This is a genomic window from Anaerosalibacter sp. Marseille-P3206 (genome assembly GCF_900155565.1).
GTDB lineage: Bacteria > Bacillota > Clostridia > Tissierellales > Sporanaerobacteraceae > FUHM01.
Genome location: NZ_FUHM01000002.1, coordinates 361,094 through 382,406, shown reverse-complemented (window position 1 = coordinate 382,406; position 21,313 = coordinate 361,094). Strand labels below are relative to the sequence as shown.

At 30.0% G+C, this 21,313-nt stretch carries 23 protein-coding genes and 1 other annotated feature; all 23 genes read left to right on the top strand.

The annotated features are described in order from the left end of the window. The first annotated feature begins 22 nt into the window (after window positions 1–22). A complete protein-coding gene (locus tag BQ9840_RS03175) occupies window positions 23–367 on the top strand; it encodes a histidine triad nucleotide-binding protein (protein ID WP_077367976.1) in 345 nt (114 codons plus the stop codon). Window positions 368–479: 112 nt separating this feature from the next. Then, entirely contained in the window at window positions 480–662 is a 183-nt protein-coding gene (gene rpsU / locus BQ9840_RS03170; protein ID WP_077367974.1) for a 30S ribosomal protein S21, read from the top strand. Window positions 663–674: 12 nt separating this feature from the next. Next, window positions 675–1,118: a GatB/YqeY domain-containing protein gene (locus BQ9840_RS03165; protein WP_077367972.1), complete on the top strand. Its 444-nt coding sequence runs from the start codon at window positions 675–677 to the stop codon at window positions 1,116–1,118. A 141-nt stretch (window positions 1,119–1,259) separates the two neighbouring features. Further along, window positions 1,260–2,549, top strand: a complete 1,290-nt coding sequence (locus tag BQ9840_RS03160) for an NfeD family protein (protein ID WP_077367971.1) — start codon at window positions 1,260–1,262, stop codon at window positions 2,547–2,549. 1 nt (window position 2,550) lies between these two features. Next, window positions 2,551–3,534: a flotillin-like protein FloA gene (floA, locus tag BQ9840_RS03155; RefSeq protein WP_077367969.1), complete on the top strand. Its 984-nt coding sequence runs from the start codon at window positions 2,551–2,553 to the stop codon at window positions 3,532–3,534. Window positions 3,535–3,552: 18 nt separating this feature from the next. Next, window positions 3,553–3,963: a hypothetical protein gene (locus BQ9840_RS03150; RefSeq protein ID WP_077367967.1), complete on the top strand. Its 411-nt coding sequence runs from the start codon at window positions 3,553–3,555 to the stop codon at window positions 3,961–3,963. A gap of 144 nt (window positions 3,964–4,107) precedes the next feature. Then, a complete protein-coding gene (yqfC, locus tag BQ9840_RS03145) occupies window positions 4,108–4,386 on the top strand; it encodes a sporulation protein YqfC (protein ID WP_077367965.1) in 279 nt (92 codons plus the stop codon). An 11-nt stretch (window positions 4,387–4,397) separates the two neighbouring features. Further along, window positions 4,398–5,582, top strand: coding sequence for a sporulation protein YqfD (yqfD, locus tag BQ9840_RS03140; RefSeq protein WP_077367963.1), 1,185 nt, complete (start codon window positions 4,398–4,400; stop codon window positions 5,580–5,582). Window positions 5,583–5,584: 2 nt separating this feature from the next. Continuing rightward, window positions 5,585–6,553, top strand: a complete 969-nt coding sequence (locus BQ9840_RS03135; protein ID WP_077367961.1) for a PhoH family protein — start codon at window positions 5,585–5,587, stop codon at window positions 6,551–6,553. Window positions 6,554–6,579: 26 nt separating this feature from the next. Continuing rightward, on the top strand, window positions 6,580–8,685 hold the full coding sequence (locus tag BQ9840_RS03130; protein ID WP_077367959.1) for an HD family phosphohydrolase: 2,106 nt from the start codon (window positions 6,580–6,582) through the stop codon (window positions 8,683–8,685). A gap of 1 nt (window position 8,686) precedes the next feature. Continuing rightward, window positions 8,687–9,142 carry an rRNA maturation RNase YbeY gene (gene ybeY / locus BQ9840_RS03125; RefSeq protein ID WP_077367957.1) on the top strand — a complete coding sequence of 152 codons (456 nt, stop codon included), beginning with the start codon at window positions 8,687–8,689 and terminating at the stop codon, window positions 9,140–9,142. Window positions 9,143–9,155: 13 nt separating this feature from the next. Further along, entirely contained in the window at window positions 9,156–9,854 is a 699-nt protein-coding gene (locus tag BQ9840_RS03120; protein WP_077367955.1) for a diacylglycerol kinase, read from the top strand. A gap of 13 nt (window positions 9,855–9,867) precedes the next feature. Beyond that, complete coding sequence (locus BQ9840_RS03115; protein ID WP_077367953.1) at window positions 9,868–10,902, top strand: DUF3048 domain-containing protein; 1,035 nt, start codon at window positions 9,868–9,870, stop codon at window positions 10,900–10,902. Window positions 10,903–10,912: 10 nt separating this feature from the next. Beyond that, on the top strand, window positions 10,913–11,314 hold the full coding sequence (locus tag BQ9840_RS03110) for a cytidine deaminase (RefSeq protein ID WP_077367951.1): 402 nt from the start codon (window positions 10,913–10,915) through the stop codon (window positions 11,312–11,314). A gap of 10 nt (window positions 11,315–11,324) precedes the next feature. After that, window positions 11,325–12,209 carry a GTPase Era gene (era, locus tag BQ9840_RS03105; RefSeq protein ID WP_077367949.1) on the top strand — a complete coding sequence of 295 codons (885 nt, stop codon included), beginning with the start codon at window positions 11,325–11,327 and terminating at the stop codon, window positions 12,207–12,209. Between the two features lie 14 nt (window positions 12,210–12,223). Continuing rightward, window positions 12,224–12,982 (top strand): DNA repair protein RecO, encoded by a 759-nt coding sequence (gene recO / locus BQ9840_RS03100; RefSeq protein WP_077367947.1) that lies wholly within the window; start codon window positions 12,224–12,226, stop codon window positions 12,980–12,982. A 1-nt stretch (window position 12,983) separates the two neighbouring features. Continuing rightward, window positions 12,984–13,403: a DUF4342 domain-containing protein gene (locus BQ9840_RS03095; protein WP_077367945.1), complete on the top strand. Its 420-nt coding sequence runs from the start codon at window positions 12,984–12,986 to the stop codon at window positions 13,401–13,403. A gap of 76 nt (window positions 13,404–13,479) precedes the next feature. After that, window positions 13,480–13,652, top strand: a binding site (T-box leader). Window positions 13,653–13,711: 59 nt separating this feature from the next. Beyond that, complete coding sequence (glyQ, locus tag BQ9840_RS03090) at window positions 13,712–14,599, top strand: glycine--tRNA ligase subunit alpha (protein ID WP_077367943.1); 888 nt, start codon at window positions 13,712–13,714, stop codon at window positions 14,597–14,599. Beyond that, the gene (gene glyS / locus BQ9840_RS03085; RefSeq protein ID WP_077367941.1) at window positions 14,592–16,673 is read left to right on the top strand and encodes a glycine--tRNA ligase subunit beta; all 2,082 of its coding nucleotides are present in this window, start codon (window positions 14,592–14,594) and stop codon (window positions 16,671–16,673) included. The genes glyQ and glyS overlap by 8 nt, the downstream gene beginning before the upstream one ends. Window positions 16,674–16,722: 49 nt before the next feature. Beyond that, window positions 16,723–17,370 carry a helix-turn-helix transcriptional regulator gene (locus tag BQ9840_RS03080; protein WP_369800162.1) on the top strand — a complete coding sequence of 216 codons (648 nt, stop codon included), beginning with the start codon at window positions 16,723–16,725 and terminating at the stop codon, window positions 17,368–17,370. Between the two features lie 14 nt (window positions 17,371–17,384). Further along, entirely contained in the window at window positions 17,385–18,212 is an 828-nt protein-coding gene (locus BQ9840_RS03075) for a pyruvate, water dikinase regulatory protein (protein WP_077367937.1), read from the top strand. 137 nt (window positions 18,213–18,349) lie between these two features. After that, the gene (locus BQ9840_RS03070; protein ID WP_077367935.1) at window positions 18,350–19,366 is read left to right on the top strand and encodes a deoxyguanosinetriphosphate triphosphohydrolase; all 1,017 of its coding nucleotides are present in this window, start codon (window positions 18,350–18,352) and stop codon (window positions 19,364–19,366) included. 86 nt (window positions 19,367–19,452) lie between these two features. Continuing rightward, window positions 19,453–21,276: a DNA primase gene (dnaG, locus tag BQ9840_RS03065; RefSeq protein WP_077367933.1), complete on the top strand. Its 1,824-nt coding sequence runs from the start codon at window positions 19,453–19,455 to the stop codon at window positions 21,274–21,276. Window positions 21,277–21,313 lie beyond the last annotated feature (37 nt).

Genomic DNA, 21,313 nt, shown 5'->3' with positions numbered 1-21,313 from the left:
AACACATAGGGAGGTGAACAGGATGAGCGAATGTATATTTTGCAAAATTGCACATGGAGAGATACCATCAGATATCATATATGAAGATGACAAAGTCGTTGCCTTTAATGATATTGAACCTCAATCTCCTGTACACTTTTTAGTTATACCTAAAGAGCATATTCCCTCTATAAAAAATATAGATGAAGATAATGCTTCTCTTATAGGCCATATCACAATGGTTATTAATAGTATAGCAAAAGAAAAGGGACTAGATAAAGATGGTTATAGGATAGTGAATAATTGTGGTGAACATGGAGGACAAACTGTAGAGCATTTACATTTCCACGTATTGGGTGGAAGATATTTATCGTGGCCACCAGGTTAAAATGATGTTGCATTAAATGCATATATAATGTATAATAATCTAGTGCCGGATTCCGCTTACTGCATATAGTGTAGTAGGTACTCTTGTAGTGGATGAGGGGAGGGAGAAATAAATGGCAGAGATAAAAGTTGGAGAAAACGAATCACTAGACAATGCACTTAGAAGATTCAAAAGACAATGTGCTCGCTCAGGTGTTATGTCAGAAGTTAGAAAAAGAGAACACTATGAAAAGCCTAGTGTAAAACGCAAGAAAAAATCAGAAGCAGCAAGAAGAAAAAACAAAAAAAGATACTAAGAAGGTGTAATTATGTCTCTTAAAGAGAAACTTATGGAAGATTTAAAGACTTCCATGAAAAATAAAGATACCTTACGTAAGAATACCATAACAATGGTTAGGGCAAGTATCAAACAAAGAGAAGTTGATGAAAGAATAGAGCTAACTGATGAAGATATAATAGATATTATTGCAAAACAGGTAAAAGAAAAAAGAGATGTAATAGAAGATTTCAAAAAAGGTGGACGAGAAGATTTAGTTGAACAGACAAACAAAGAAATGAGTATTCTATTAGAGTATTTACCTGAGCAATTAACTGAAGAAGAGATAGAAGCAATAGTTAAAGAAACAATAGATGAAGTTGGCGCTAAATCTATGAAAGATATAGGTATTATTATGAAAAATGCTATGCCAAAGGTCAAAGGAAAAGCTGATGGAGGCATGGTAAATAATATTGTAAGAAAGTTATTAGGGTAAACCTGGGTTTTATAACCTAGGTTTATGTTTTTTTGAATAATATATTTGCTTAATTTCAGAATTTTGAATAATTAAATTGTTTTTTTACATATTTAATAATATAATAAGAATAACAGAACAACTAAATAGGAGGTGATTAAAGTGAAAAGGAGTAGAAGTATTTCAATACTATTATTAACTATCCTCATATTACTAGTAAATTCTATATCTTTTTCCGAAGGGAAAGGTAATGTATATGTCATTCCTATCAAAGGAGAAATCAATAAAGCCACGTATCATTTTTTAAAAAATACTGTTGATGATGTGTTAAATAACAATCCAAGTGCCATTATATTTGAAATTGATACCTATGGTGGATTAATTGATCAAGCAGAAAATATTAAAAATCTTATAGTTAATATTAAGATACCTACTATCGCATATGTAAACACTAAAGCAGAATCTGCAGGAGTATTAATTACCTTATCTTGTGAAAAAGTAGTTATGTCCAATAGTTCAACAATCGGTTCGGCTGAAACTATACCAAATACTGAAAAGATTTTGTCTATGTGGAGGAGTCTATTAAGAGATGTGGCTGAATTAAGGGGTAGAGATAGTGAAATAGTTCAGGCTATGGCTGATAGTGATATTGAAGTAGAGGGGATAAATGAAAAAGGAAAACTTATTAATTTAAATTCTAGAGAAGCATTGGAATACGGAATAGCGGATTATATCGCAAATGATTATCAAGAAATTTTAAAAGATTTTAATATAGATTATGCTAAAATAGAAGAAGTTGGAGAAGGACCAGAAATAAAAATAGCAAAATTTATTTCAAATCCGTATATTAGTACATTATTATTAACTTTAGGCTTTGTTGGTATGATTATTGAAATATTTACTCCAGGTTTTGGATTGGGAGGAACCTTAAGTATTGTTGCCTTTGGACTATTCTTTGGTGGCAATATTTTATCAGGGAATTCTCAATGGACTTCTCTTATACTATTTATTACAGGGCTTATACTATTAGTGATTGAAGGGATGGTGCCAGGTTTTGGTCTTCCTGGAATTAGTGGAATAATATTAGTTGCTTTAGGAGTAGTATTAGCTATGAAATCACTACAAAGTGCTCTTATGTCTTTGAGTGTAGCAATTATTATTACCACTGTTATAACAATATTCTTAATTAAATACGGTCATAAAAGTCCACATCTAGAAAAGATTGTGCTTTCATCTCAATTAAAAACTGAAAAGGGCTATACTTCTGCTAAATCAAAAGCTGATTATTTAGGTAAAGAAGGAATTACTGTTTCGGAGCTTAGACCGAGTGGTATTATAGAATTAAATGGAGAAAGAATAGATGCAATATCAAAAGGGGAGTATATAGAAAAAGGTTCAAAGATAGAAGTAGTAAAAGTAGAAGGTTCAAAAATTTTTGTAAGGAGGGTATAATATGACAGGTAGTTTAGCTTTTACAATTGGTATTTCAGTAATAATTATTTTAGTGATTATATTGTTCTTTACTTTTGTTCCTGTTGGATTATGGATTACGGCTTTTTTCTCAGGGGTAAAGGTTGGTATTTCAAACTTAATAGGCATGAGACTTAGAAGGGTTGTACCTTCAAGAATAGTAAATCCAATGATTAAAGCAACGAAAGCTGGATTGAGTATCAATATAAATGAATTAGAAGCCCATTATTTAGCAGGTGGTAATGTTAATGTATTGGTAGATGCATTGATAGCTGCTCAAAGAGCAGAAATCCCACTAGAATTTGAAAGAGCAGCAGCTATAGATTTGGCAGGAAGAAATGTACTGGAAGCTGTACAAGTAAGTGTTAATCCAAAGGTAATAGAAACACCTATAATATCTGCTGTAGCAAAAGATGGTATTGAAGTTATGGTTAAAGCTAGAGTTACAGTAAGAGCTAATATAGAGAGGCTTGTAGGTGGAGCCGGTGAAGAGACTATAATTGCTAGAGTAGGTGAAGGCATAGTAACAACAGTAGGAAGCTCTAGTAGTCACAAAGAGGTATTAGAAAATCCAGACAGCATATCTAGAACTGTTTTAGATAAGGGATTGGACTCAGGTACAGCATTTGAAATTCTTTCAATAGACATTGCTGATGTAGATGTTGGAAGAAATATTGGTGCAAAACTTCAGACAGATCAAGCAGAAGCTGATAAGAGAATTGCTCAGGCAAAAGCTGAAGAGAGAAGAGCAATGGCTGTAGCAAGAGAACAAGAAATGATTGCAGAAGTTCAAGCTATGAAGGCTAAAGTAGTCGAAGCAGAAGCCGAAGTACCATTGGCAATTTCAGCTTCCTTAAAAGAAGGGAAAATGGGGTTTATGGACTATTACAATATGAAAAACTTATTGGCTGATACAGATATGAGAAGTTCTATTTCTAAAATGACTGAAGAAGATAAAGAAAAATAATCTTAAGGATGTGTTTATATGTCTCTTTTAGACGTATTGTTTCTATTTTTAGTATTTCTTTTTCCAATATTGGCTAAATCTATTCAAGAGAAACAGAGAATTGAACAGTCAAGAAGGAAAAGAACACAAAAAACTACTACATCAAGTAAAGCTGATAGAAGAGAAAATTTAGCTAAGGAAAGAAAATCTCTATATGAAGAAAAATATCAAGAAAAAAGAGAACCTATATTAGCTGAATCTAATTATGAAAATTATGAAGAAAAAATAGAAAATGTAGGTATAAAAACTGATGTTCAAGTCAAGGAAATATCAGCTATAGAAAAGACAGGCACAAAATTGAATTTTAATAAGTTAACTAAAAATGATTTGGTAAAAGGTATAATTTTAAAAGAGATATTATCAGAACCAAAATGTATGAAAAATATGTAAAATTGAATATTTTATTTAAAAAGAGTATGTAGTTTTAGACTACCTACTCTTTTTTTGTTTTAAATATATACAACAGTTATTCTATATATTTAAAGTAATACCTATAAAAGTAATAGCATAAATTTTAATAAAGGAGGGCTTGGGGTGAAGAACAGAATTGATGAATTTAAGTCAAATATTTCTGAGACATTTGAATTGCCAAAAGATATTATTATGGATTTGCCTAAAATCAGTGTTATTGGCAATATTCAATTAATTATATCAAATCATAAAGGTATTATTGAGTATTCGAATGAAATTATAAGAATTAATACTAATACAGGTGTAGTAAAAATTACAGGTAATGATATGTACCTTAAGACAATTTTAACAGAAGAGATAATCATAGCAGGAACCATTGAAAAGATAGAATTTTTATATTAAGGGGTGCATGTATGTTAGCTATAAAATTATGGAATTATTTCAAAGGATATGTTATTATTAGAGTTGAAGGGCTAACCCTTGAAAAGTTTATAAATCTAGCTGTAAACAAAGATATATATCTATGGGATATAAAAAGAATTGAGTATACAGTTCTAGAGGGAAAGGTTAGTATAAAGGGATTTAAGTTACTGAAAGAAGTAGTTAAACGGGTAGGTTGTAGGGTTTATATAATTGAGAAAAATGGATTTCCTTTTTTATTGGAAAAGCTGAAAAAAAGAAAGATGTTTGGCTTTGGTTTTTTACTTTTTGTAGGTCTAATTATATTTTTAACATCTTTTATATGGAATATTGAAGTTGTAGGCAATGAAAAGATAGTAGATGAAGAAATTACAGATTTTCTTGAAGGAATAGATGTAACAACAGGTAAAATCAAATATTCTATTGATATTGATAATGTAAGAAACCAAATACTAGATAATTTTAACAATATATCTTTTGTTTCTATGGAGATAAAGGGAACAAAGCTATTTATAGAAGTTAAAGAACAGGACTTACCTCCAGAAGAAATTGATTTAAAAACACCTTGTAATATAGTTGCCAAGAAAAAGGGAATTATAGAAAAGATAGTAGCTAAAAATGGCAAAAGCGTTGTAACAGAAGGTGATATAGTTGAAAAAGGACAGCTTTTGATTACAGGAGTAATAAAGGATGAAATGTTTGAAAAGGATATGTTTCTCCATGCAGATGGTGAGGTCTTTGCTATTACTAGATATTCTCATATCATAGAAGAGCCTATAGAAAAAGATGTAAAAGAAGAAACGGGAAATGTTTTAAAAAGAAGAGAAATTAAGTTTGGAGAAAAAGGTATCCAATTTATTGAAGGTAATATTCCTTTCAAGGAGTATATAATAATAGATAAGACAAAGAGCTTATTGAAAATTTTACCTATTAAAATTGTCACTCATGAATATCGAGAAGTAGAATTAAATAAAATAAAGCAAAATATAGATTCACTAAAGATTAGAACAAAAGTATTAGCGGTAGAGGAAATCAACAAGATATTGCCTGAGAATAGCAAAATTCTATCTAAAGATGTAAAATATTCAATAGAGGGCAATAATCTTATTACAGTTGTAGTATTAGAAGTATATGAAGATATAGGAGAGAAGCAAATAATCTATAATGAGGAGGACTAATTTTGAGCAAGGAAATACAGGAGCGTTGTTTAGGTATTGAGGATAATAATTTAATACCTGAACTATTTGGCAATTTTGATGAAAATATTAAAATTATTGAAGATGAATTTAATGTTGAAATTCTCCTTAGAGGGGGAGAAATTAAAATAATTGGAGAGGAATTATCTACTAAATTAGTAGAAAGACTGTTATATATGTTAGTAGATATTCTAAAGAGAGAAAAAAAACTAACAAAGCAAGGTTTGATGTATACTATACAGCTTATTTATGAGGGAAAAGAAGAAAAGGTAAAAGACCTTTTAAACGAAACTATATGTATTACAGCCTCAGGAAAAGCTATAAAACCTAAGACATTAGGTCAAAAGAGATATATTGATGCTATTAAGAAAAGAGATATAGTTTTTGGTATTGGACCTGCAGGTACTGGAAAGACTTATTTGGCAATGGCAATGGCAGTTAATGCCTATAAGAACAAAGAAGTTAATAGGATTATTTTAACAAGGCCAGCAGTTGAAGCTGGAGAGAATTTGGGCTTTTTACCAGGTGATTTACAGGAAAAGGTAGATCCATATTTAAGACCAATATATGATGCACTTTTTGAGATAATGGGTTTTGAGACTTTTGGTAAATTAGTAGAAAAGGGTCTTATTGAAGTGGCACCGTTGGCATATATGAGAGGAAGAACCTTAGATTCAGCTTATGTAATACTAGATGAAGCACAGAATACTACAAATGAACAAATGAAAATGTTTTTAACAAGATTAGGCTTTGGTTCCAAAGCTATTATTACAGGAGATATAACTCAGATAGATTTACCTAAGGGAAAATCATCAGGACTTGTGACGGTATCAAAAATTCTTTCAGATATAAAGGGCATAGATTTTGTATATTTAACAAAATTAGATATTGTAAGGCATCCTCTTGTACAGAGAATAATAGAAGCGTACGATAAGTTTGAGAATAAAGAATAACACATATATTTTAGGGGGTTAATCCCATGCTAAAAGAAAAAAATGAAAATAGAAAGAAAAAAAAGATTAAGAAAACCAAAAAAATAACCGGTTTTTTTAAGAGTAAAAGGCCTTTGAGCATTTTTATATTGCAATTAATTTTTACCTTGGTTTTTTTTCTTGTAATAATTGACAATATAGAACCCAAAAAAGTTAATGTTAGAATTGGAGACACTGCTCCTTATGAAATACGAGCAACAAGAGATATACCAGATAATGGAGCTACGGAAAAACTTAAAAATGAAGCTATGGATAGAGTTGAGCCAAGATTTAGAGTCAATCCTTCAATTCAAATGGAGATGAAAAATGATATTAGAGTCTTTTTTGGGACGGTAAAAGATGTAAAATCTTATGAAAATTTAAGTTTTTCTAAGAAGGCTAATCTTTTGAAAGAACAATCCAATATCAAGTTACCTGAAAAACATTATAATACTTGTATAAGAATTGAAAACAAACAATTAAACAATTTAGAAACTGTTATATTTGATATAATCAATCAAATAATGAGTGCTGGTATTAAAGAAGAAGAACTTGAATATGAATTAGGAAATGTAACAAGTATATTCGAATCTATAGATATGGGTAAAGATCAAAAAGAACTTGGTTTAGCATTAATCGAGACTACAATTAAACCAAATAAATTCTTAGATGTGGAAGCTACTCAGAGAAAGAAAGCTGAAGAAGCAGAAAAAATTGAGCCGATTATTGTTAAAGAAGATCAAGTTATAGTAAGAAAAGGAGATAAAATTAATTCGAATTCCTATGATCTTATTAAAGAATCAGGCCTATTAAAGGAAAAGGATGGGTATGAGTTTAGCACAATTATAGGTACTATGATAATTATTTTGTTAGTTCAAGCTATAGTAGGTCTTTATTTGTACCATTTCAATAAAGAAGTAATATATAGTTCAAAGTTGATTATACTAGATATTATTATTATAAGTGTCATACTTATATCTGAAGGGGTATATAGTATATCACCTTATATGATGCCTATTTCCGCAGCAGCAATGTTGATAACCCTCATCATCAATCCTAAACTAGCATTAATAGTTAATTTGATATTGTCATTTTTAATGGGAGTTATTATGGGAGCAGATGATAGTGTTGTGGCTATGTTAATAGTTGGTGGTAGTATAGGTGTATTTAGTGTTTTAAATGCATCTCAACGATATAATATCTTTTTTAATGGATTAACTATTGGAATAGTTAATGTATTGACTATTGTTTCTTTTGGATTAATAAAAAAGGCAGATATTCTAGAAACTCTTATGAAGAGTGGCTATGGAGTATTAAATGGTGTTTTTTGTGCTGTATTAACAATTGGTACTTTACCTCTTTGGGAAAATGTATTTCAAGTTCTTACACCATTGAAACTTCTAGAACTTTCAAATCCCAATCAACCACTGCTTAAAAAATTGTTATTAGAAGCACCAGGAACATATTATCATAGTGTTCTGGTAGGAAACTTAAGTGAAGCGGCAGCAGAGGCAATTGGTGCAAATCCACTTATAACGAGAGTAGGAGCTTATTATCATGATATTGGAAAATTGAAGAGGCCTTTTTTCTTTAAGGAAAATCAACTTGGTTTTGACAATCCCCATGACAAAATAAATCCATCACTAAGCACACTTATAATAACTAACCATGTAAAAGATGGACTAGCAATGGCAGAAGAACACAATTTACCAAAGCAAATAAAAGATATTATAGTAGAGCATCATGGAGATACTTTTGTAGCATTCTTTTATTATAAGGCTTTAAAAGGTGAAAACGGTGATAATGTAAAAATAGAAGATTTTAGATATAAGGGTCCGAAACCTCAGACTAAAGAAGCGGCAATTATCATGCTAGCTGATTCATCAGAAGCAGCTGTTAGATCTATCAAAGAGCCAAACAAAGGTAAAATTGAAGAAATGGTTCGAAGTGTAATTAAAACTAAGTTAGAAGATGGACAATTAGAAGAATGTGATTTGACTTTAAAAGATTTAAATACTATAGCTAATATATTCTGTACAGTTCTTCTAGGGATATTCCATGATAGAATTGAATATCCAAAACTTGATTTAAAAGAAGTGAAAGAGGAGATATAAAATGGAAGTTTATATAGACAATAGACAAGATAAAATCCAAATAGATTTTGATGTAGAAACTATTATTAATAGTGTAATAGAAGAAAGCTTAAATATCGAGGGTAAGTCCAAAGAAGTTGAAGTTAGTGTATCTTTTGTGGATAATGAAGAAATAAGACAATTAAATAGAGATTTTAGAAATGTTGATTCTCCAACAGATGTACTATCTTTTCCTATGAATGAGGATTCTGATGCTTTTTTTACACCCATATTAGGAGATATTGTTATATCTTTAGAAAGAGCATTAGAACAGTCAGTTGAATTTGGGCATACATTTGAAAGAGAAATTGCATATTTAACAGCTCATAGTATGTTTCACCTTTTAGGGTATGATCATATGACGGATGAAGAAAAGAGTATAATGAGAGAAAAAGAAAAACAAGTTATGAAGAATTTAAAAATATTTAAAAACAAATAAAAAAGGTGGTAGAATGAAATCTAGAAGTATAATAGAGAGTTTTAATTATGCAGTAGATGGTATAATTTACACTTTAAAAACCCAAAGGAATATGAGAATTCATTTTACTTTAGCAGTTATTGTTCTTATATTAAGTCTTTTTTTAAACTTTACAAGACTAGAGTTTTTAATATTGTTTATAACCGTTACTTTTGTTATAGCAGCTGAAATGATAAATACTGCTATTGAAAAAGCAATAGATATGGTAACACAAGAATATCATCCTCTAGCCAAAATATCAAAAAATGTAGCTGCAGGAGGAGTTCTTGTATCAGCAGTAAATGCTATAGTAGTAGGTTATTTACTTTTTTTTGATAGACTAAATCCTTTTTCAAATTTATTATTGCATAAGATAAGAAATTCACCAATACATCTTACTTTTATAGCTCTTTTTTTAGTGATATTCATTACGATTGCTATAAAAACAAAAGCACAAACTGGTACTCCTTTTAAAGGTGGTATAGTGAGTGGACATACAGCTATAGGTTTTTTAATAGCAACTAGCATTAGTTTTTTAGGGAATAATGTTTTGATTACAACATTGGCCTATTTTATGGCTATTCTTGTAGGAGAAAGTAGAATAGAAGGTAAGATTCATAGTTTATTTGAAGTAGTTATGGGGGCAATTTTAGGAGTATTAGTAGGAATTCTAGTTTTTCAAATCATTGGATAAACAGGAGGAAAACATGAAAAGAATACTTCTTATTTTAATGCTAATCATTTCTATTACATTAACAGGTTGTAATAGAAATGAATCAGAGAAAGAAAATGATGATATTTTTATAATTGATGAGGAAGAAGAGGAAGAGATTAAGGCAGAAGAAAAATCAGGTATACCTTCACCACTTAGTGGTATATATGCGCCAGAGGAAAGGATATTGAGAAGGCCTGTGGCTGTTATGTTCGACAATCACCCAAGAGCTCGTTGGCAGGCAGGATTATCTCAAGCTGAAATAGTATATGAGTTTATGGTGGAAGCACCTTATACTAGATATATGGGAATATATTTAATCAATGATCCATTGGAGATTGGGCCTATAAGAAGTTCTAGGCCATATTTTGTAACTACACTTTTAGAATATGATCCTGTATATGTAAGAGTTGGAGGAAGTGTGCAAGCTAAAAAAGACATTCTTGCTTTAAAAGTTGCTGATATAGATGGCCTTACAAGTTCAGGAAAAGTATTTTATAGAAAATCTCATAAAAAAAGACCTCACAATTTATATTCTAGTATGGATATAATAAGAAGTACACAAACAGAAAGAGGATTTAAATTAGAAGGCGATTATAGTGAATTTAAATTTTATGATGATGACACTGATATAGATGGATTTGACGCAAAAGATATAACTATTAATTATAATGGTGAGAACAAAACCCAATATGTATATGATGAAGAAAAAAAGGTATATATAAGATATAAAGATGGAAAACAACATATTGATGAATATGATAAAACTCCAATTATAGCAAAGAATATTATCATAGAAGAAGCTAAGACAAAAGTAATAGATAAGGAAGGAAGATTAAGTATTGATTTGATAGGTGATGGAAATGGCATATATATAACTAATGGTAAGGGACAAAAAATAACTTGGAGTAAGGGATCTAGGGGTGCAAAAACTAAGTTTTTTGATGAAAATGGGGTAGAGATTAAATTAAATTCTGGTGTTACATGGATTCAAGTAACAAAGGTTAATCCTAATATAACTATTGAATAGGAGTGATATCTTGAAAATAAATGAACTTATAAAAAAAGCTTTAGATGCAAAACAGAATGCATATGTACCATATTCAAACTTTCATGTAGGTGCTGCAGTTTTAATGGAAGATGATAGTGTATACACTGGATGTAATATTGAATCTGCTTCCTATAGTCCTACAAATTGTGCAGAGCGAACTGCTATTTTTAAGGCAATATCAGAAGGGAAAAGAAATATAAAAGCTATTGTTATAGTAGGAGATTCAGGATTTACATACCCTTGTGGAGTCTGTAGACAAGTTATAAGAGAATTTGGCAAAGAAGCAAAGATTATTATTGCAAAATCAGAAGATGAATATTTAGAATATACTCTAGATGAACTACTTCCACATAGTTTTGGACCAGAAGATTTAGAAAAAAAGAATAAATAGGAGAGATGCTATGTATAAATCAGGATTTGTTACAATAGTAGGTAGAGCAAATGTTGGTAAATCAACGCTTTTAAACAATATAATAGGAGAAAAAGTATCAATTATATCTGATAAACCTCAGACTACAAGAAATAAAATACAATGTGTATATACTGAAAGTGACCATCAAATAGTATTTTTAGATACACCTGGTATTCACAAACCAAAGAATAGACTTGGAGAATACATGATGAATGTATCAAAAAATACTTTAAGAGAAGTGGATGTAGTTACTTTCATGGTTGACAATAGTAAAACAATTGGTCAATTAGATGAATTTATAATATCTCAGTTAAAAGGGATCAATACAACAAAAATACTTCTAATAAATAAAATAGACAAATTGTCTATGGATGAAATTGCTGAGTTAATCCTTATGTATCAAAAATTGAATATATTTGAAGAGATTATACCTGTATCAGCATTAAATGGTACTAATGTTAAAGAATATGTTGAAGTAATTAAAAACTTATTACCTGAGGGACCACAATATTTTCCAGAGGATATGATTACAGATAGACCGGAAAGATTTATTATCTCTGAAATCATAAGAGAAAAAACTCTTAATTATTTAGAAGAAGAAGTTCCTCATGGAATATTTGTTGCAATTGATATGATGAATATAAGAGATGATAGAGATTTGATAGATGTTCATGCAACTATATATTGTGAAAGAGAATCCCATAAAGGCATAATAATAGGCAAAAATGGTAGAAAGTTAAAGGGCATAGGTAAAAGTGCAAGAATGGATATAGAAAGGCTTTTAGGTAGTCAAGTCAATCTTCAATTATGGGTAAAGGTAGAGAAAAATTGGAGAGATAAAGCAAATAAGATTAAGTATTTTGGATATGAATAATTAGGAGTGGCTAAATGCTTGTTAAATCGGAAGGAATTGTGTTAAGAGAGGTAAAATTTGAGGATACAAACAAAATTCTCACTATTTTTTCTAGAAAATATGGTAAAGTCAATGCTATTTCAAGGGGAGTTTTAAGACCTCGCAGTCCTCTCTTGGCTAGTAGTCAGGTCTTTGCCTATAGTGATTATACTTTTTTTAAGGGAAAAAGTTTTTATCATATAAATCAAGGAGATATTATTGATTCTTTTTATGATATTAGAAAAAATATGAATAGATTACTCTATTCTTCTTATGTACTTGAGCTTGTAGAGTCTTCTATTGTAGAAGAAGAACCAAATGAAAAACTTTTTAAATTATTAATAAAAGCATTAAGTGTATTGTCTCAGATGAATACTGGTTTTTTAAAATTTATAATTAGTTTTGAAATAAAATATATTTCCTTTATAGGTTATAGACCATGTTTAGACAAATGTGTATTATGTGGAAATGAGATAAATGAACCTATGAGATTTAGCAAAAGGCATGGTGGAGTAGTATGTAAAAATTGTTTTAGTATTGAGAATTTCAACGAACCAATGGATTTTGCTATGTTAAAATATTTAGAGTTATTACTATTTACATCTCTAGATGATTTAGAAAACCTAAAAATACCTAAGGATATCATGTTTAAATTACAAGATTTAATGGTAAAATATATACTAACTTGTTTAGAAAAAAATAAATTTTGTACATTAGAATTCATTAAATCTATACAAAATAATGGAGGGATATAATATGGATGTATCCATAGAAAAAGTTGACATGGTAGTTGCTAGAACAGGTGTAAGTTATAGCAAAGCAAAGGAAGCTTTAGAAAAATCTGATGGAGATGTAGTAGAAGCTATAATATTTATTGAATCTAGTAATAAATCTTTTTCAGAGAATATAGGAAATAAAGGAGAAGAAATTCTTGATAAAATTAGGGAGTCTATCAAAAAAGGTAATGTAACTAAAATAATTATTAAAAAAGATGGAGAAATAATCATGAATATTCCTATTACCGCTGGTGCCATTGGAACTATATTATCCCCTGAAATAGCTCTTTTAGGAGCTAGTGCAGCATTACTTTCAAAATGCAGTTTTGAAATTGTAAAAGAAGACGGAGAAATTGTTAATATAAATGAAACTGTTGAACAAAAGTTCAGAGGAAATTAAACTATAGATAGTGTAGTTTAAGCCTACTATTGACAATATGTATTTTTTTTGCTAGATTATTAGTTATAGATAAATAGTGTATGCTGTGAAGAAGAGAAGATTCAATTTATATTATTATAGCGAGCTAGGGGTGGTGGAAGCCTAGTATATTATATTGATGAAAGGCGCTTCTGAGCATATATTTATGAGAGGATACCTTTATAGGTATTAAGTAGGGTGGAACCGCGGAAGTAACCTTTCGTCCCTATAGGGATGTAAAGGTTTTTTTATGCCAATTATAGAAAATGTAAAATTAAGGAGGGTAAAAGATGTATTTTCAGGATTTAATGCTGAAATTACTTGAATACTGGGGAAGTAAAGGCTGTACTATATTAGAACCTTATGATGTTGAAAAAGGTGCAGGAACAATGAATCCTCATACTTTTTTAAGATCTTTAGGGCCAGAACCATGGAAGGTGGTTTATGTAGAACCATCTAGAAGACCAGCAGATGCAAGATATGGTGAGAACCCTAATAGGGTATATCAACATCATCAGCTTCAAGTAATACTAAAACCTTCACCAGCTGAAGTGCAGGATCTTTATTTAGAAAGCTTAAAGGCTATAGGTATAGACCCATTAAAACATGATATAAGATTTGTAGAAGACAATTGGGAAGCACCTACCTTAGGAGCCTGGGGTTTAGGATGGGAAGTGTGGCTAGATGGAATGGAAATCACTCAATTTACATACTTCCAACAAGTAGGTAGTGTAAATTGCGATTTAGAATCTGCAGAACTTACCTATGGATTAGAAAGAATAGCTATGTATATTCAAGATGTAGACAATATCTTTGACATTGAATGGTGTGAAGGTATAAAGTATGGTGATATATTTAAACAAGCTGAATATGAACATTCAGTTTACAGTTTTGAAAAGGCAAATACTGAAAGACTTTCTACACTATTTAATATGTATGAGGAAGAAGCAAAAGCAATAATAGAAGAAGGCTTAGTTCTTCCTAGTTATGATTATGTTTTGAAATGTTCTCATGCTTTTAATGTATTAGATGCTAGAGGTGCTATAAGTGTTACAGAAAGAACACACTATATAAGTAGAGTTAGAAATTTAGCCAAACTAGTAGCACAAAAGCATTTAGAACAAAGAGAAAAACTGGGATATCCCCTTTTAAACAAGGGAGGTGTATCTAATGAATAATAAATATTTATTAGAAATTGGGGTAGAAGAGTTACCTGCTAGATTTGTAAATAGCACATTAACTCAAATAAAAAACTACACAGAAAAATTATTTAAAGAGGAAAGAATCTCTTTTGAAGATATGAAACTATATTCAACTCCAAGAAGATTAGTACTCATTATAGAGGGTTTGCCTGAAAGACAGGAGAATTTAGAGGGATTAGTAAAAGGCCCTTCTAAAAAAATAGCATTTGACAATGAAGACAATCCTACAAAGGCATTGCAGGGATTTTTAAGAGGTCAAGGTGCAACAATTGAGGAAGTCATCATTAAAGAGTACAATGGAGAAGAATATGTATATATAAATAAAGTAAAAGAAGGTAAAGCTGTAGAAGATATATTGAAAGAAAATATGGGCAATATGATAAGAAGTATATCTTTTCCTAAATCAATGAGATGGGGAGGAAAAAACTTACGTTTTGCTCGTCCTATAAGATGGCTTTTATCTATACTAAATGATAGAGTAGCGGAATTTTCTCTAGAAGGTATAGTTGCTTCAAATATAACTAGAGGACATAGATTTTTAGGAAGTAATCATATAGAAATTAATCATGTTGATGAGTATTTTGAAAAACTTAAAGATAATTATGTAATAGTCGATGGAAATAAGAGAAAAGAAAAGATAAAATATGGTTGTGAAAAATTAGCGAGAGAAAAAGGTGGAACACTACTGCCAGATGAAGCATTATTAGATGAAATAACCAATATTGTTGAATATCCTACACCTATGATAGGAAGGATTGACGAAGAATATTTAAAATTGCCAAAAGAAGTAGTGACTACTCCTATGAAGGAACATCAAAGATATTTTCCAGTAGTAGATGATAAGAAAAGACTATTGCCATATTTTATAACTGTTAGAAATGGAAATGATGAGTATCTAGATACTGTTATAAAGGGTAATGAAAAGGTAATAGGTGCAAGACTTGAGGATGCTAAGTTTTTCTACAATGAAGATATAAAAATACCTTTAGAAGATTATGTAGAAGATTTAAAATACATCATTTTCCAAGAAAAATTAGGTACTCTTTATGAAAAGACTATTAGAGTTCAAAAATTAGCTGTTAAGATAGGTAACTATCTTGAAGTAGGTGAAGAAACAGAGAAAAACATAGAAAGAGCAGGATATCTTTCAAAGGCAGATCTAGTAACCAATATGGTAGATGAATTTACTGAATTGCAAGGAGTTATGGGTAGAGAGTATGCAAAGATATCAGGTGAAAATGAAATAACTAGTTTAGCTATATATGAACAATATCTACCTAGATTTTCTGGGGATGAACTCCCAACTACTACTGCAGGTGCTATTTTAAGCATTGCTAGTAAGCTAGATACAATAGCAGGTTGTTTTGCAATAGGAATACAACCAACTAGTTCTCAGGATCCTTATGGTTTAAGAAGGCAAGCACTAGGTATAATCAATATAATATTAGACAAAAAGTTAAATCTCTCTATGGAAGAATTAATTGACTTTGCATTATATATTTATGTAGATGAAAATGGATTAGCTTTTGATTATAATAAGGTTAAAGGTGAAATAATAGATTTCTTTAATGGAAGAATAAAAAATATGTTTATCGATATGGGTATAAGATATGATATTGTAGATGCAGTACTTGGAACAGGAATAGATGATATTTTTGATCTTAAATTAAGAGCTGATAAGTTGAATACTTGGCTTGATAAGGAAGGCCTAAATGATATACTTACTGCATTTAACAGGGTTAAGACACTAGCGGACAAAGCTAGTAATGATGATTCAAAGAGAGATTTACTAGTAGAACAAGAAGAAATTGAACTATTTGAAACATTCCATGTTGTAGAAGAAAAGGTGTTATCATCTTTAGATAGGAAAGAATATGACAAAGCATTAGATCAGATGATATCTCTTAGTGAACCTATTGACAACTTTTTTGATCATGTCATGGTAATGGTTGATGATGAAAACATTAAAAACAATAGACTAGGGCTTTTAAAGAGAATATCAGATACTATGCTTTTGATTTGTGATTTATCAAAAATTGTTTATAAATAATACAGTTCACATTTTGTGAACTGTGTTAGAATAGACCATCATGGGAGAGGTGGTGATTCACATTCAATTAAGTGAAAGACAAGAAAAGATATTGGATATTGTAAAGGAAAATCAGCCAATTACTGCTGAAGCTATAGCTAAAAGACTTAAATTGACAAGGGGAACTTTGCGACCGGATTTAGCCATTCTTACTATGTCTGGTATATTAGATGCTAGACCAAAAGTTGGATATTTTTATACAGGCAAGACCTCTCTCAGTTTTGTATCAGAAAAGATAAAGACCATAAAGGTATCAGATATTAAGTCAGTGCCAATAGCAGTTGATGAAGAAGTGAGTACTTATGATGCCTTGGTGACACTATTTTTAGAAGATGTAAGCTCAATATTTGTTACTTCAAATGGGTTTTTAACAGGTGTAGTTTCGAGAAAAGATTTTTTAAAGAATGCAATGGGTGGAATTGATTTAACCAAGATACCTGTAGGGATTATAATGACAAGAATGCCCAATATAGTAATAACAACAGCTGATGAAACTGCATTAGATGCTGCTATAAAACTAATAGAGCATGAAGTGGATAGTCTTCCTGTGGTTGAAGAATTGAAGATGGAAGATGGCAAAGAAGAGTATAAGATTATTGGAAAAGTTTCAAAAACTACAATTACCCGTTTATTTGTAGAATTAGGGAAAAATGATTGAGGGGGTTATAATATATGGAACCAAATGTAGTAGTATATATATTATCTGACTCTATTGGTGAAACTGGTGAACAAGTAGCTAAAGCTGCAGCAAGTCAGTTTAATTCTGGTAAATATGAAATTAGAAGATTTCCTTATATTACAGAAGAGGAACAAATAACTGAAATATTTGAAGAGGCAAAGGAAGAAAAAAGTGTTATTGTATTTACTATAGTAATAGAAAAGCTTAGACAATTTGTTTTGGAAAAATCTGTAGAATTCAACATACCTGCTGTAGATTTAATGAGTCCAGTTTTAAATGCAATAGAAAGTGTTGTAGGATTTCAACCAAAGAGGGAATCTGGAATTATTAGAAGATTAGACGAACAGTATTTTAAAAAGGTAGAGGCAGTAGAATTTGCTGTCAAATATGATGATGGCAAGGATACAAGAGGGATAAAAAAATCTGATATAGTTTTAGTAGGAGTATCTAGAACGTCTAAGACACCTTTAAGTATGTATTTAGCACACAAGAACTATAAAGTTGCCAATGTACCCTTAGTACCAGAAGTACCAGCACCAGCTGAACTATTTGAAAAAGATCCAAAGAGGGTATTTGGACTTGTTGCAAATCCTGAAAAATTAAATGAAATTAGACAAGAACGACTAAAATCTTTAGGCTTAAGTAATAACGCAAACTACGCAAGTATTTCAAGAATAGAGGAAGAACTTGTATATTCTAAGCAATTAATGGAGAAGCTTAATTGTAGGGTAATAGATGTTTCTAATAAAGCTGTTGAAGAAACTGCAGGTATTATACTTGATATGATAAAACAGGATTTTGGAGAAGATAAAGAAAACTAGAAGTGTTGTAAATACAGCACTTCTTTTTTAAATGAATTTTATTAAAAAATACTATAAAAATGAAGGATTATCGATAGATTTGTTGTATATATATAACAAGTGGTATTATATATGCAACAAAAAGGGGTATATTATATATGAACATACGTTTAAAAACTGAAGAAGTTGAAAATCTTATATTATCGGAATTTGCCACCCTTAGCCAAAATTCAAAAGGTAGGCTAATAGAAGAACCTAACTGTAATATTAGAACTGTTTTCCAGCGGGATCGAGATAGGATTATTCATTCTAAAGCATTTAGAAGATTGAAGCATAAGACTCAAGTTTTTATTTCGCCCGGAGGAGATCATTATAGAACAAGACTTACTCATACCTTGGAAGTATCGCAGATTTCTAGAACCTTAGCAAGGGCATTAAGATTAAATGAAGACTTAACTGAAGCTATTGCTTTAGGACATGATTTAGGTCATACACCTTTTGGACATACAGGGGAAAATGTATTAAACAGTGTTCACCCAAATGGTTTTAGGCATAATGAGCAAAGTTTAAGAATTGTAGATTTTTTAGAACACAATGCTAAAAGAATAGGTCTTAATTTGACACATGAGGTAAGGGATGGTATACTCAATCATTCTGGTAATAATAAACCCAATACATTGGAGGGTTTAATTGTTAGAAAAGCGGATAGAATAGCTTATATTAACCATGATATAGATGACTCTATTAGAGCTAATATTATATCTCCTGACGAAATACCAGTAGATTGTGTAAAAGTATTAGGTGAAACCCATGGTGAGAGGATCAATACTATGATATTGGATATTATAAATAACTCTATGGGTAAAAATAGTATATATATGAGTGAAGAAATTGAATATTATACAATGAAGCTTAGAGATTTCATGTTTGAAAAAGTTTATTTAAATAGAAAAGCCAAAAAAGAGGAAGAAAAAGCAGAGTATATTATTTTGGAATTATATAAATATTATTATAAGAAACCAGAGAATCTCCCGTTAGAGCATAGAATGTTTTACGAGGAAAGAGGTTTTTTAAAAGAGGATATGGTATGTGATTATATTGCTGGAATGACAGATAGATACGCAATTAATCTTTTTTACAATATTTTCATACCAAAACCTTGGGAAAAATATTAATAAAAAAGAAGGAAATCGAAAAGTTTTGTCGAATAAAACTTAAGTGTTCCTTATTTATTTATTTAGAATTTTGATGGTGATTGATTATGAATTATTTAATTGATGATGAAATAATTGAAAGGGTGCGATCTAGTAGTGATATTGTAGAAATCATATCTCAATATATTACATTAAAAAAAACTGGTTCAAACTATACTGGATTATGTCCTTTCCATAGTGAAAAGACTCCTTCTTTTACTGTCTCACCTGCAAAGCAATTTTATCATTGTTTTGGTTGTGGTGAAGGAGGCGATGTAATTTCTTTCATAATGAAAGAGGAAAATTTATCTTTTCCGGAAGCTGTAAAATTGCTAGCTGATAGATTAGGCATAATAATAGAAGAAAAAGATGATCCAAAAAGCAGGGAATTGAAAAAGAAAAAAGAATTAATTTATAAAATAAATAAAGATGCTGCTAGGTTTTTTTATCAGAGTTTGTATAATAATGAGATGGGATTAGCATATTTAAAAAAGCGTTCTATTGATAAGAAAACAATGAATAAGTTTGGTATAGGGTTTGCTGATAGTTCATGGGATAGTTTATATAGACATTTGATTAATAAAGGATATGCAGAAAAAGATTTAGAAAGTGCTGGTTTAATAATCAAAAGAAAAGACAGTAGTGGATTTTATGATAGATTTAGAAATAGAATTATTTTTCCCATAATAGATACCAATAGAAAAGTATTAGCATTTGGAGGAAGAATAATAGATTCATCCATGCCCAAGTATTTAAATTCTCCTGAAACATCAGTTTTTTTAAAAGGTAACAATTTATTTGGTCTTAATATAGTTAATCAGGAAACAGATAGAAGTAAGATTGTCTTAGTTGAAGGGTATATGGATGTAATTTCATTATATAATAATGGTATTAATTATTGTGTAGCTAGTTTAGGCACAGCTTTTACACTAAATCAAGCAAAGATTTTAAAAAAATTCAATGATGAGATTTATATTTGTTATGATTCTGATTTAGCAGGTTTTAAAGCTACAGACAGAGCAATGGATATTCTAAAAGAAGAAGGTATAAATGCAAAAGTTATTTTACTGCCATCAGGAAAAGATCCTGATGATTTTGTAAGTGAAAGAGGAAAAAAAGGCTTTGAGGAATTATTGAAAGACAGTTTAAATTATATAGATTTTAAAATTAGATATATTAAGACTAAATACAATTTTAATGAGGTGGAAGGTAAGATACAATTTGCCAAAGAAATGGGGAAGTTTTTAAAAGAAATTGATAGCCCCATAGAAAGAGATGTATTTCTTGATAAAATCGTACTGGAAACAGGTATTTCAAAAGAAGCTATTTTAAAAGAGTTTTCAAGTAAGTTCAATAGAATGACTTATACTGAGGACAAGTATATTAAAAATAAATATAGAAATAATAAAGATAAAATAATACCTGTAAAAAATGTTCTAGAACCTGCACATTTAAAAGCAGAAAAATGCATTATTTATCTTATAGCAAAGAATGAAAAAATATTTAAGAAAATAAAAGATAAGTTAAGTCCAGAAGATTTTTTGAATTATGAATGTAGGGAGTTAGCAGAGTTTATTTTTTCATCCTATGAAGAAAATCAAATAATCAATTTAAAGGAACTGTATACACATTTTCATGAGATAGAAGATATAGATGACAATAAAATGATGGAAATTTTAAACCAGAATATAAATATTTCTGAAGAGGATATTGATAGTTTAATAGAAGATTTAATAGAAACTATAATATATTCTAAGTTAAAACACAGAAGAAATGAAATTACAAGTGAAATAAGTATATTTGAGTCAAAAAAAGATAAAAATGAAAGGGATGTTGAAAGATTCAAACAGTTATGTATAGAGCTTTTAGAAATAGACAGGAAAATGAATTGAAGCCAACAGTTTCACTGAAAGGAGGGAGGGCTAGTGA